Genomic DNA, 13,648 nt, shown 5'->3' on the forward strand with positions numbered 1-13,648 from the left:
AAATTGTTTGAATATGAGCGTACGTTGGATTCCTGCTTTTTGAAAATATCCATGATGAGACCGTTTTTAATTCCTATTGTTTGAGGATTATTTGAGAGGAATGCGATACAAATATTCTGTATCGTGTTTGCCTTTAAAGTGGGCTTCTTCATCCAAAAATGTGCTTACTTGGCCAGAATTGCCGTTCATCGCATCTAACTTTTTGAACAGTGCCCAAGAGGCTTTATTATCTTCCGTGATGGTAGTTTCTACCGATTTAACACCGCCTAATTCCTCTCGGGTGAGAAGTTCTTTCAACATGCGGAATGCTAAACCATGACCTCTAAAGCGAGGTGAGACTGCAACTTGCCAGACAAATAAAACGTCTTGCTCGTCTGGTTTCTGATAACCGGAAATGAAACCTGCGATTTCGCCTTTTTGCTCAACCAAAATACTGGTTTTGCTGAAATGCGTAGACTGTAGGAAATTGCAATAAGATGAGTTCATGTCCAATGGAGGACAGTCTGCAATCAAGCTGTAAATGTCGTCACCATCAGAGATTTTAGGCTCACGAAAAATCCATTTTTTACTTGAGTCTTCTCCAATCTCTGGATAAAGGACCCAAGGTGCTGATGTGATCATGTGAAAATACATATCCTTTGAGGTCTAATTAAATTTCCTTTTTATTATGGGCATCCCTCGCGACTAAAAATCAAATAATCCGCCTTTTTATCGGCATTTTTGTGATTTGTATCACAAAAATAAACCTATTAACCAAAAGTTAAAATAGTTTGAGGTCTAATTTATTAAATAGTCACCTAAATGCGCAGTACAAAAAACAACCAGAATAAGACCATTTTCCATGCTGTTCATTTCTCAGAAAAAAATAGAAATCCAAAAAAAAAGCGGCATGCTTTCGCATACCGCTTTTATCAATAATTTAACTGCTGATACTAGTTATTTTGATTTCTTAGAAACCGCCTTTGGACGAGGTTCATCCATCAAACCTTTTATCAAAGATACCGTTGCAACAAGCAAAACAATAGTAAATGGTAAACCAGTCGTCACCGCCATTGCTTGAGCAGCAGCTAGACCACCACCCAACATCAATGCAATCGCAACCAAACCTTCAAACGTACACCAGAACACGCGTTGTGGCGTTGGTGCATCGACCTTACCGCCCGCAGCAATAGTATCAATAACCAGTGATCCTGAGTCAGAAGAGGTAATGAAGAACACCACGACTAAGATAATGCCGACAAAAGATGTTATCTCAGCCAATGGCATAACATCTAACATGGCAAAAAGTTTTAAAGGGAGTTCTGCGTTAAACACCGCCTCATAGCCATCATTAACGTATTGGCTAATTGCGTTACCGCCAAAAGCCGTCATCCATAACACACAAACTGAAGATGGGATAAGAATAACGCAAATAATAAACTCACGAACCGAACGACCGCGAGACACACGTGCGATGAACATACCCACAAATGGTGACCAAGAAATCCACCACGCCCAGTAAAACGCCGTCCAGCCTTGAGAGTAATTCACATCCTCTCGTCCAAATGGCATAGATAAGGCAGGGATATTAGCCACATAGGAAACGATGTTCTCGAAGAAACCAGTTAAAATCGCAATCGTCGGGCCAACAACAATAACAAATAGCAATAGCAGTGCTGCAAGACCCATATTGATTTCAGATAAGATTTTCACGCCCTTATCGAGTCCAGCCACAACAGAGATTAAAGCGAGCGCAGTAATACCAATAATCAATATGACCTGCGTGGTATTGGTCATTGGGACATCAAACAGGAAGTTCAAACCCGTTGCGGCTTGAGATGCACCGTAGCCTAGCGATGTTGCTAAACCAAAAACCGTCGCTACCACTGCAAGAATATCGATAATATGACCAGTCCAACCCCATACACGCTCACCAAACAAAGGGTAAAAAATTGAGCGCATAGTGAGTGGCAAACCTTTGTTAAATGAAAAGATAGCCAGTCCAAGAGCCAAGAGCGCGTATATTGACCACGGATGAAGTGCCCAGTGGTAAATCGTCGCAGCCATCCCTAATGCCGAAGCTGCAGTTGCATCGCCCTCTGCACCACCTAGCGGTGCCCAGTCAGTACGTACACCATTCTCAACGCTCACGCCACCAATCGCAGAACTAAAATGGGACATCGGTTCTGATACCCCGAAGAATACGAGACCAATGCCCATACCTGCAGCAAATAGCATTGCCAACCATCCGGCATAGGAGTAATCCGGTGTTGCTTCAGTACCACCGATTCGCACACGGCCCAATGGTGTGAAGATCAATCCGACACAGACAATGACAAAAATATTACCTGAAGCGAGAAAAAACCAGTCTAAATTGTGTAACAAACCCGCTCGTAGGTCTGCAAAAAACGGCTCTACCTGTTCTCGGAATAATAGTGTTATCACAACAAACATGACGATTGCTAAGCCAGAAATTGCAAAAACACGGTTGTGAATATCAAGGCCAAATGGGCCTACCTTTAGCGCAACGTTATCCTGACCAATTTGATAGTCAGTATCTATTGCGTTTACTTTTCCATCGGGGCGTTGAATGCCACCGTTATTATCGGTGCTCACGGATAATCTCCTTAAAAATACGTGACCAAGTTTAAATTACTTTCGTCGGAGTTCGAGTAATGAAACGTCTTCATCACTACCAAGCACATGTTCATAAAACATTGTTCTTATAAGCGGTTACTCAATCCGCCATCATAATCTTAAAGCCCCCTATCTCTCATTGCATTTTATTGTTTTCACCATAAATAACGCCTATTGCCAAACCGAAGATATTGGCATGTTTCGATTAAAGTGATACTGCAGTTGTGCTTGAAACAGCTCCGCAGTTGCTAACGCATCCGTCAGGGCATGGTGAGGTTGATAAGCAGGGAGGCCATATCTTTCACGAGCGTACCCTAATCGTACAGAACCGGGTTTCTTGCCTTTCAACTTATTGATAAAACCTCTGCATTCACGGCGTTGTATCGCATACTCAATATCTAACGTATCAACAACAGGAAACTGTATCCCCTCTCCGATGCTATTTAGCAAGGCGTTATTAAAGAACTGCCTTTCAATGTTCTTGTAGTGAACAAGTACCACTTTGCCTGACAACGCATCCAATATTTCACCCAAGATCTGAGACAGCTGCGGCGCGTTTTTAACCTCAGAGTCAGTGATACCGTGAATAATGACAGACTCGTGGTTTAACTCTCTGTTTGGGTTAACGACCCAATGAGCAGAACCATTACATTGAACACGATCAATAGTGAACGGCACAAGTCCGATCGTGAGAATGACATCCTCTTCCGAGTTCAATCCTGTTGTCTCAAAGTCTACCGAGACAAATGGCACTTGTTCAATTGGTGTTTCCCCATTAACCATCGGTGTCGAATAATAGCGTTTGAGCCTCTCGTCTTTCGCTTCTTTAGCGAGTTGCTTGAACAACATTGACCACTCTGGCGTCTGGGATGTATCCAACAACGGATGTTCTTTTTCTGCCTTTTTTGAGAACCACATCATTTGCTACTTCTCTGGTATCGAAACTTAATGAAGTTCTGTGCGTTACTTAGAATTTGAAATGCTGCTTTTAAGTTTCGACGTTCAAATTCAGACATGTTCTCCGGCTCAATATTGTTGTCTGGCTCTTCTCCATTTTCTATATCAAGGGCTTGGTGACGAATTCGAACCATGTAGATTAGCTCCATCGCATCCCTTAAATCCAAACCTCGACCTTTCGGTAAAATGCCAGCATCATTAATGTCATCTAAACGGTCGAAAGAGTTTTGCGATCGCGAACCGATTGCCAGAGAATGCACCCGTATTAAATCGGCCAACGGAGCCGTCCCCCTTCGCTTCAAGTTAATCGAGTTGCGATGACGACCATCTTTCTCCATCACAAAGTCTTTGAAAAAGCCCAGTGGAGGCGTCCTACGTATTGCGTTATACGCCATACAAGCAAGAAAGCGGTTATTTCTTTTCGCTCGTCTCACAATAAAGCTGCTTAATTGCTCCGCCCACTTCACTCGCCCATGCACACCGAGGAGATCAAAAAAGATATTACTATTTAACAATCTCTCAGGGGTTGGATTGTCTATCCAGTTTCCAAAGCATTCTTCCCATTCTGCACGAGTTTTTCGCCATTCTGGGTTGGTAGCCATAATGTCTCCAGTACAATAAGCATAGCCGCATGCCGCTAAACCATCACAAACAAATTTAGCAAACTTTTCAAAGTACTCTCCGTGAATCTCAACGTCATAACTGTTATCGAGAATAAGCGCGTTATCTTGATCCGTTACAATTAGCTGCTCATCCCTCGCCATTGAACCCATTGCGACTAAACAATAAGGAATGGGCGCTGGGCCGAACTCTTGCTCAGCTAATTCAGCGAGGCGTTGTTTGAAACTACTGCCTATAACCGACATGGCTCGACCAATCATGTGCGCGTTGGCATCTTCATTGACCATTCTTACGAAACAGTCTTTTACTTGTTCAGAAACCTGCTTGAGATCCTCGACACTGGTTTGCTGAAAAATAGAGCTCACTAGCAATAGGCTGTTCTGAGATTCGTAACGAACGATGTCCGTCATGCCAATAATTCCTATCGGCTTTTTATCTTTTAAAATTGGTAAATGATGCACGTTGTAACGCAACATGGTTAACATGGCCTCAAACACATAGGCGTTATAATCCAATGAAACCACGTCATAACTCATGACCTCACTCACTGGAATATTGGTATCAATACCCTGAGCTAGTACGCGAATGCAAAGATCGCGATCAGTCAATATTCCAAGCAGCTGTTCGTCATCTTCTTCTGTGAGCTCCTCTGTCGGGCGAATAATGAGCAGAGAGGTGACATTTTCCTCTGCCATTAGTATCGCAGCTTCCTGAATTGAAGCCGTTGCCTCCAGGGTTACTGGATCTCTTGCTAAGATTTTACGTGCCTTAGCGGTGGTAAAGTCATTGCTTTCGGAGCGGCTAGATATTGCGCTTCGCAAACGCGCGCTATCTTCCAGTTCCATGTAGTCCGCAAAGTTTTCAAACTCATCACAAAGTTCATTGAAGATGTTTTCCGGAATACAGTAAACGAGAGTGTCTTCTATCGCTTTGGCTGGCATCCGTACGCGGTTGTTCATCAACAACCCCATCTGACCAAACAGTCCACCAGCATCAATCCTGTTGTAAAGTTCACCTTTACGCCGATAAATCTCTACCGCCCCACTTCTCACCATATACAAGTCGCGGATCGTATCTCCGAAGTTAAGGATTTTTGTTCCTTGCCGAAAGTATGCAACCTCGGCATTGAGAGCAATTTTTCTAAGCTGCTCTTCAGGTAGGTCATCAAAAGGTGGGTACTGGCTAATGAAATTGAGCACTTCTAACTGTTCGGCTTCCATTTTTTATTCCATACGTTGCCTAAACTACAGCGATAAATATCACCCTGAGTGAAATCAAGCAATAAATAAATCTAAGGATAACAGTACCTAACCGATTTCACAGGACCAAGTCTTAATCAAAAATTAGAGCTCTAACCTTTTTATATGTAGAGTTCTAAGCTATCACAGCTTATATCTATGCAAGCGAGTTGAGTTGAAATGTACAAAAAAATTCAAAATAAATTCAACCCTACGTCAGGGCAACGTTATGGCGGATAAAAACACATCACAAGCAATTGTTTTAAATATAAAAAACAAGAATTGAACATACCTTGCTCAACGAACTCTCTATGCACGGCAGAACTAGTTAACCAACCCCCTTTCGTTGAAAGTTGAACTAAAATTAATTAGAGTACAAATCGTTAAACAGTTATAAACACACGAAAAAGGACAGATAACATGGATCCCATACTGGAAGTTAAGGGACTGTATAAAGTGTTTGGAGAAGACCCAGAGAGAGCCTTCTCGCTTATCGACAAAGGCGTCGATAAAGACGGTATTTTTGAACAGACAGGTTTAACAGTCGGCGTAAACGATGTATCTCTCACCATAAATGAAGGGGAAATTTTCGTAATCATGGGCCTTTCTGGCTCCGGGAAATCCACCCTTGTTCGACTTCTTAACCGGCTCATTGAGCCGACTAAAGGTAGTGTTTATCTCAAAGGAAGAGATATCGCCCACATCTCCGAAAATGAACTTCGAGAAGTTCGTCGTAACAATATCTCAATGGTGTTTCAAAGTTTCGCACTCATGCCACACATGACGGTGATTGAAAATGCCGCCTTTGGTTTAGAACTTGCCGGCATCGACGTTAATGAGCGTCAGAAAAGTGCCCTTTCCGCCTTAGAAAGAGTGGGTTTAGACCCTTATGCAGAATCTTTCCCTGACGAATTATCCGGTGGTATGAAACAGCGCGTTGGTTTAGCGAGAGCGTTAGCTTGTGATCCAGACATCCTATTAATGGACGAGGCGTTTTCCGCTTTAGACCCATTGATCCGTTCTGAGATGCAAGATGAGCTTATTCGTCTACAGAACGATGACAAACGCACAATTGTCTTCATTTCTCATGATTTGGATGAAGCAATGCGCATTGGCGACCGTATCGCCATCATGCAAAACGGTGAGGTTGTTCAGGTTGGTACACCTGATGAAATATTACACAGTCCAGCAAATGATTATGTCGAAGCCTTTTTCCGCGGCGTAAACATCGCAAGTGTCTTGACAGCAAAAGATATCGCGCGCAAGAAGCCAGCGGCTGTTTTTAAGAAATCGGAAAATGACGGTCCAGGCTCTGCGATGCAGATTCTGATGGATCACGACCGTGATTACGGTATTGTCGTCGATAAATCTAGCCGATATTCCGGCATCGTATCTCTTGATTCACTACGTTTGGCTCATAAAGAAAACCGTTCGTTAGCCAGTGCTCAATTACCGGATGAAGTTACTCTTCAGCCTGATCAGTCAATTAATGACATTTTGGGTCTGGTTGCTGGTGTTCCTTATGCCGTGCCTGTCGTAGATGAGCAAGGAACTTACTTTGGTGTCGTGACTAAATCACGTCTTCTACAAACACTAGATAAGGATTAACACGATGTCTTCAGAGCAAACTAACAATGATCCCTGGTCAAATACTGCTCCTGCGCAAGATGATCCTTGGTCGCAAGGTACAGAGGCCGCGCCAAGTAATGATTGGCTCAACTCAGAAACTGTAGAGCAAGCACCATTCGATATTATGAACCCATTCCAAGATGCGGTTTTACCCCTCGATAGCTGGGTAGAGTCCGGTTTGAACTGGCTGGTGGAACATGGTCGACCTGTTTTCCAAGCAATACGAGTTCCAATCGACTTTATTCTAACGTCGTTTGAAACTGCTTTGGTGTCTACACCTGCGCCTATAATGGTACTCATTTTATTTTTGCTAGCGTGGCAGTTTTCCAATGTAAAACTTGGTTTTTCTACTCTTGTATCCCTTGTTTTCATCGGCCTAATTGGTGCGTGGTCACAAGCGATGACAACGCTAGCACTGGTGTTAACCGCCGTTTTCTTCTGTTTGCTTATAGGGCTACCAATGGGGATATGGTTGGCAAGGAGCCAAACCGCTGCCAAATTTGTTAGGCCAATATTAGATGCAATGCAAACGACTCCCGCGTTCGTTTACCTTGTGCCAATTGTTATGTTGTTTGGTATTGGTAACGTTCCTGGCGTAGTAGTAACGATCATTTTCGCCCTGCCTCCCGTTGTGCGCCTGACTATTTTGGGTATTCAGCAAGTACCTGAAGAGCTTATCGAAGCTGGCCACTCTTTCGGGGCAAACAAAAAACAGATGCTTTATCGCATCCAGTTACCGTTGGCGTTACCAACCATCATGGCAGGTGTAAACCAAACCTTAATGCTGTCACTTTCTATGGTAGTGATTGCTTCAATGATTGCTGTTGGCGGCTTAGGCCAAATGGTACTTCGTGGTATTGGCCGACTTGATATGGGTCTTGCTGCCGTTGGTGGCTTAGGCATCGTTATTCTTGCGATTTTGTTAGACCGTATCACCCAGGTGTTAGGGGTTAATGCGGGCAACACTAAACTTCGCTGGTATCACACAGGTCCTGTTTCATACCTATTAAAACTGAAAACAAAGACGAACCAAGACGATCTAAAACTTAGGAGAAACATCAATGAATAATTCATGGAAGAAAGCGCTCTCTGTTGGAGCTCTAAGTACTATCGCATTTTCAACTTATGGTGTGGCAAGTGAACTACCGGGTGAAGGTGTCACTGTTCAGCCTGTTCAATCAACCGTTGCAGAAGAAACATTTCAAACGTTGATCGTAAACCGCGCACTTGAAGAGCTTGGTTACGATGTTAAACCGACCAAAGAAGTGGACTACAACGTAGGCTACACCTCTATTGCTAAAGGTGATGCTACTTTCTTAGCGGTTGGTTGGTTCCCTCTTCACGCCGATAAGTACACGATGTCTGGCGGTGATGATAAGTTCTTCCGTAAAGGCCAATACGTAAGTGGTGCTGCGCAAGGTTATTTGATCGATAAGAAAACCGCGGAAAAATATAACATCACGAACATTGGTCAGTTAAAAGATCCAAAATTGGCGAAGCTATTCGATGCAAACGGCGATGGCAAAGCGGACTTAACTGGCTGCAACCCAGGTTGGGGTTGTGAAATGGTTGTTGAACATCAGTTGGATGCTTTCAAACTTCGTGACACAGTAACACACAACCAAGGTAACTACGCGGCGATTATCGCTGATACAATCTCACGTTACAAAAAAGGCGATCCGATTCTTTACTACACTTGGACACCGTACTGGGTAAGTGGCGTTTTAGTTCCAGGGAAAGATGTTGTGTGGTTAGAAGTGCCATTCTCTTCACTTCCTGGTGAGCGTAAGGACATTGATACGACACTAGAGAACGGTAAGAACTACGGCTTCGAGATGAACTCTATGCGCATCGTTGCTAATAAAGAGTTTACAGAAAACAACCCTGCTGCTGCAAAGCTGTTTGAAATCATCAAACTAAATATCAATGATGTTAGTGCTCAGAATATGATGATGAGCCAAGGTAAGAACAGCTCAGCGGACATCGAGTCTCATGTAAATGGCTGGATCAAAGCGAACCAGAAAAAGTTCGACGCATGGGTCGAAGAAGCGAAGAAAGCCGCAATGTAATCATGCCTTTATCAACCTCTAGAGCCAGTTGGTGTTATCAACTGGCTCTTTTTTTTTACACAAACGCCCCTCCCCCTTACATAGACATACCAACACTTACACTACTCGACCATAAACCCACATTATAATTCACGTTTATTTCACGCTTGCTTTGCTAAAAACAACACAACATAACAATTAAACTATTCGAATAAATATGAAAAACTTATCAAAGAGCTCTGTGTGGGGGCCTTTGCAGCCAATTGCTGCCTTTTCTTTGTTTTCGCTTCTATTTCTGTCTATCTCAAGAGTTTTGCTAGCCTTTTGGAAGATTGACCGTATTGACTCTCTAAACGACTTAATTTACATCCTAGGTCAAGGTTTGCGCGTAGATATTGCAACGCTTTGCTGGTTATTTATTCTTCCAGCACTGGTTTCAACCTTCATGCCATTAACCGGTAAGATGGGAGAGTGTTGGAAGCGAATATTACGCATATGGATGGTTTTAGGGCTTTGGGTGCTTGTATACATGGAGCTAGCAACAGCGCCATTCATTCAGGAATACGACCTACGTCCAAACCGCCTGTTTGTGGAATATTTAATCTACCCAAAAGAAGTCTTGAGTATGCTCTGGATTGGCTACAAATTAGAACTGTTTATTGGTGCGTTAGGTACAGTTTTAACCATCACTTTAGGTTGGAAGTGGAGTAAGAAACTGACCGATAAGGCGCAGCAGGTCAACTGGAAATGGCGACCACTATTGGCACTTTTCGTTGTTCTTTTTGGGGTTGCAGGTGCTCGCTCATCTTTAGGGCACCGCCCGCTAAATCCTGCTATGGTCGCCTTTTCTAACGATCCACTGCTTAACGACTTAGCACTGAACTCATCTTACTCATTGTTGTTTGCGGTTAATAGCATGAAGTCAGAAAAGAGTGCGGAGCAGTTCTACGGAAAAATGGACACTCAAAAGATGTTGGAATTAGTTCGCACTTCATCAACAAAATCCGACTTCAACCCTTCATTACTCCCAACCATGAACAGTAACCCCGCGACTTACCAAGGTAAACATAAAAACTTAGTGATTTTGCTACAAGAAAGCTTAGGCGCCCAATTTGTCGGTGCTTTGGGTGGTTTGCCTCTAACACCAAACCTTGATGAACTCATGAAGGAAGGTTGGCAGTTCACACAAATGTACGCCACTGGTACTCGTTCTGTTCGTGGAATTGAAGCTGTAACCACGGGCTTTCCTCCATCTCCGTCTCGCGCGGTAGTGAAGCTGAGTAAAAGCCAAACGGGTTTCTTTACCATCGCGGACTTACTGAAAGCTCAAGGCTATCACACGCAATTTATTTACGGCGGTGAAGCCAACTTTGACAACATGAAAACTTTCTTCTTTGGTAACGGTTTTGATCAAATAGTAGAAGAAGACGATTATAACAACCCAAGCTTTGTTGGCTCTTGGGGTGTTAGTGATGAAGATCTATATAACAAAGCAAACGAAGAGTTTGAACGCCTTTCAAAAAGCGACAAACCTTTTTTTAGCTTAGTTTTTACGTCAAGTAATCATAGCCCTTATGAGTATCCAAAAGGCAAAATTGAGCCATACGATTCAGAACATATGACGCGTAACAACGCCGTAAAATATTCCGATTACGCTTTGGGCACTTTCTTTGAAAAGGCGAAAAAGTCATCTTATTGGGATGATACCATTTTCATTGTAATTGCAGATCATGATGCACGTGTTTCTGGCGCTAACCTTGTTCCGGTTAAGCACTTTCACATTCCAGCATTGATCCTTGGTAAAGGCATTCAACCACGTAAAGATGACCGCATAGCAAACAACATCGACATGCCGCCTACACTGTTATCTCTAATTGGGGTAGATGCTAAAACACCGATGATTGGTCGTGATTTAACGAAGCCACTAGCTCGCGAAGATGAGCGCGCAATGATGCAATACGACAAAAACTTTGGTTATTTAACGCGCGACAATCTCGTTGTGCTTTCACCTGGTGAAAAGGTATCGACCCTGGCGTACGACTTTAACGGCCAAACCATGGAGCCGCTAGAGGTGGACGAGTCTATTGTCGAGCGTGCAAAAGCAAACGCATTATTTGCATCTAAAGCTTATCAAAACAACTGGTATTCTTCCAAACACACTCATTAATACCAATGATTCCGCTGATAAAAAGGAGCTAAACGGCTCCTTTTTCTTATTCTTTCACTTACCTTCGAGAATGTGCTACTGACAACTCCTGTCGTTCCTTTCCGTTAGATTGCCCCTACTATTTCTAATTGATTAAGGAACAAACCATGCTGACTATCAATTCATTCGTTCTCTACGTTGAGGACATCCACATAAGCCAAGTTTTTTATTCGAAACTGTTCGAACGCAAAGTCACGCAGTTGTCTCCAACCTTCGCCGCTATTCCACTGACCGAAGGCTTAACGTTGACACTCAAGCAAAGAGATAATCTTTCACCCTACAGCGGCATTCGAGGTGGTGGTACCGAGTTGTCTTTATCAGTGCCCAATAGTCATATGCTAGAGCGCATTTACAAGCGCTGGAAAGACCTAGGTGTTGAGTTTGTTCAACCACCAGCGACATCAGTGTATGGGTTAAATTTTATGGCTATCGATCCAGATAAGCATCGCATTCGTGTTTTCATAAATGAATAAAAATGCGTTAAAAATGCTTTTTACCCATTCCCAATGTGACTTCAATAAATTAGACTCAAGGAAACATCAAAAGCGGCGTAGTAATAAGAAGGAATGCCCATGAGCTCAAGTATGATCCTTAGCGAATCCCTAATCGAGAGCGGAAGAGATATCCCCCTCAAAGAACTGCTTTATGCAAAGCGCGTGCTGGATAACTACATGGCAGTAGCCAAAGAAAGTAGCCCGCTTGAGCTATTAACTGAGATGAAATCGGCAGCAAAGCAAGTAGAATACTTTACAACGACTAGTAACCCGTGTGAGGCTCGTAATGTCATCAGTCAGATGATTGATAAAATCGACACCGCGGAATCTTTTGCTTCGTTCAAAGCATTAGCAGGTAAGCCATCTCAAGCACTCAATGAACTAATTGAAGATCGAGCTCAGCTGATTAAACACGAACGAGAACTCCTGCTCGCCTCAGGCTATGACGCCTCACGAATCTAATATACGCGATAGGCTAAAAGTCATAGCTAACAACGAAAAAGGAGCTCTTAAAGAGCTCCTTTTGCTTTTCAAAAATCGGATACAAAAGACTTAAAGGCCGATATCTTCCGTTATTGCTTTGATTTGTTTGAGGTCCATTTTATAGACTTCAATCATTTGATCGACCTGACTTAGTCGTGAATTAGCTTCATCATGTTTATCACACGCGTCCGACTTCACGTCCCAAGATTTGCCTTCTAAAAATACGTCACACTCTTTCTTGAGTTTCTCAATCTTAGGTAATAATTTTGACCGTTCTTTCTCGAGAGACTCTAATTCTTGCGAAATTTTTAGCTCTTTCTGGAATACTTCGCGGGACCGCTCAAACATAGTCGCTTGCATATCCGCTTGACGACTCAACTTCTCATTTTCTGACTTCGTCGTGTTGATCTTATCTGCCTGCTGCTTCAATTGAGACTCTAGTGACAAGTTGACCTTCTCGACCTCAGTCAATTGCTTTTGCAACTTCTTAAGTGCTTTCTGATGAGCTTCATCTTTCGCGGCGAGTAACTCACTAACTTGGTTTTGTATTTCTTGGTCGAGCGCCTCTTCCCGCACTTTTACTTGAGATGCCAACTGGGTTCTATCTTGCGTTAGTGCTTGATACTTTTCTTCTAATACGTGGTAAGTCGATTCCCACTTGTTCGCAGTGACAACCGATCCAACAAGGCCACCAAATGCCAAGCCTAACACCGCAGCGATTGCGATATAGATATGCGTACGTTTGTCACGCTCTTCAATGACAACTACGTCGTCTTGCTCTTCCATTTTGTTCTGAGAACTCACCGTATACTACTCCAAGGACTCTTTTACTTTGCTAGCGGATCAATTCCGCAAACATAATTGATGCTGTATAAATCAGAAATGCGCCAATTAATGTTATAACGGTCGCTTTTTGGACTTTTTCATTGGTTCGATAACGAAACAGCACAAATGCTACTGCAATCAACACCGCAATGGCTAATAATCTGGTCATACCGCCTCCTTGTCCACTCATGAAAAACTGCCTAGGTCCGTAGACTGTTTCACAAAGATTCATTGTAACCCATTTATACGTACCATAAGGTCAACTTAGCGTAGATTTTAAAATAAGTGCTCCGATTTTAATCAATTTTGTGTTCTTAATTGAATAACTTATGTCGTAACGATCGAAACACATTTATCGTTCTGAAGTGTTTTTGGGTTCCATTCCCTAACCCAATAAATTTTATTTATGCCGTGACTCGCACAAAAAGATTGGCAAACATACCTTCATGAAAATAGATGAGGTTATTTCATTGAAAATAAATTGACATAGGGTGTTGAAATGGACCAAAAACATGATAGAGTTCACACGTT

General features: G+C 42.8%; 12 protein-coding genes. 6 read left to right on the plus strand and 6 right to left on the minus strand.

Annotated features, from left to right (window positions below; genetic code table 11):
* Positions 1-87: 87 nt before the first annotated feature.
* From ectA to R7P35_RS10235, 4 genes are all read right to left on the minus strand, one after another.
* Positions 88-621 carry a diaminobutyrate acetyltransferase gene (gene ectA, locus R7P35_RS10220; protein WP_005393379.1) on the minus strand — a complete coding sequence of 178 codons (534 nt, stop codon included), beginning with the start codon at positions 619-621 and terminating at the stop codon, positions 88-90.
* 315 nt (positions 622-936) lie between these two features.
* Positions 937-2,595, minus strand: a complete 1,659-nt coding sequence (locus R7P35_RS10225) for a BCCT family transporter (protein WP_005377772.1) — start codon at positions 2,593-2,595, stop codon at positions 937-939.
* Between the two features lie 192 nt (positions 2,596-2,787).
* Entirely contained in the window at positions 2,788-3,537 is a 750-nt protein-coding gene (locus tag R7P35_RS10230; RefSeq protein WP_042522538.1) for a 3'-5' exonuclease, read from the minus strand.
* A complete protein-coding gene (locus tag R7P35_RS10235; RefSeq protein WP_005377775.1) occupies positions 3,534-5,414 on the minus strand; it encodes a DUF294 nucleotidyltransferase-like domain-containing protein in 1,881 nt (626 codons plus the stop codon). Before R7P35_RS10235 ends, R7P35_RS10230 begins: the two co-directional genes overlap by 4 nt.
* 438 nt (positions 5,415-5,852) lie before the next feature.
* Between R7P35_RS10235 and proV the strand changes: the two genes are divergently transcribed.
* The 6 genes from proV to R7P35_RS10265 all read left to right on the plus strand — a co-directional run bounded on the left by proV (position 5,853) and on the right by R7P35_RS10265 (position 12,271).
* A complete protein-coding gene (gene proV, locus R7P35_RS10240; protein ID WP_017633996.1) occupies positions 5,853-7,040 on the plus strand; it encodes a glycine betaine/L-proline ABC transporter ATP-binding protein ProV in 1,188 nt (395 codons plus the stop codon).
* 4 nt (positions 7,041-7,044) lie between these two features.
* Positions 7,045-8,130, plus strand: a complete 1,086-nt coding sequence (proW, locus tag R7P35_RS10245) for a glycine betaine/L-proline ABC transporter permease ProW (RefSeq protein WP_005377778.1) — start codon at positions 7,045-7,047, stop codon at positions 8,128-8,130.
* Positions 8,123-9,130 carry a glycine betaine/L-proline ABC transporter substrate-binding protein ProX gene (gene proX, locus R7P35_RS10250; RefSeq protein ID WP_005385703.1) on the plus strand — a complete coding sequence of 336 codons (1,008 nt, stop codon included), beginning with the start codon at positions 8,123-8,125 and terminating at the stop codon, positions 9,128-9,130. Before proW ends, proX begins: the two co-directional genes overlap by 8 nt.
* A gap of 196 nt (positions 9,131-9,326) precedes the next feature.
* Positions 9,327-11,276, plus strand: coding sequence for an LTA synthase family protein (locus R7P35_RS10255; protein WP_186584302.1), 1,950 nt, complete (start codon positions 9,327-9,329; stop codon positions 11,274-11,276).
* 146 nt (positions 11,277-11,422) lie between these two features.
* Positions 11,423-11,788: a VOC family protein gene (locus tag R7P35_RS10260; protein WP_005377781.1), complete on the plus strand. Its 366-nt coding sequence runs from the start codon at positions 11,423-11,425 to the stop codon at positions 11,786-11,788.
* Positions 11,789-11,887: 99 nt separating this feature from the next.
* Entirely contained in the window at positions 11,888-12,271 is a 384-nt protein-coding gene (locus R7P35_RS10265; protein WP_005377782.1) for a hypothetical protein, read from the plus strand.
* A gap of 90 nt (positions 12,272-12,361) precedes the next feature.
* On the opposite strand, the gene R7P35_RS10270 is transcribed toward R7P35_RS10265, so the two are convergent.
* On the minus strand, positions 12,362-13,096 hold the full coding sequence (locus tag R7P35_RS10270; protein ID WP_054865581.1) for a chromosome partitioning protein ParA: 735 nt from the start codon (positions 13,094-13,096) through the stop codon (positions 12,362-12,364).
* Positions 13,097-13,127: 31 nt separating this feature from the next.
* Positions 13,128-13,286 carry a hypothetical protein gene (locus tag R7P35_RS10275; protein ID WP_005377784.1) on the minus strand — a complete coding sequence of 53 codons (159 nt, stop codon included), beginning with the start codon at positions 13,284-13,286 and terminating at the stop codon, positions 13,128-13,130.
* Between the last annotated feature and the right edge of the window lie 362 nt (positions 13,287-13,648).

Source organism: Vibrio sp. Vb0304 (genome assembly GCF_033338995.1).
GTDB classification, from domain to species: Bacteria; Pseudomonadota; Gammaproteobacteria; order Enterobacterales; family Vibrionaceae; genus Vibrio; species Vibrio alginolyticus.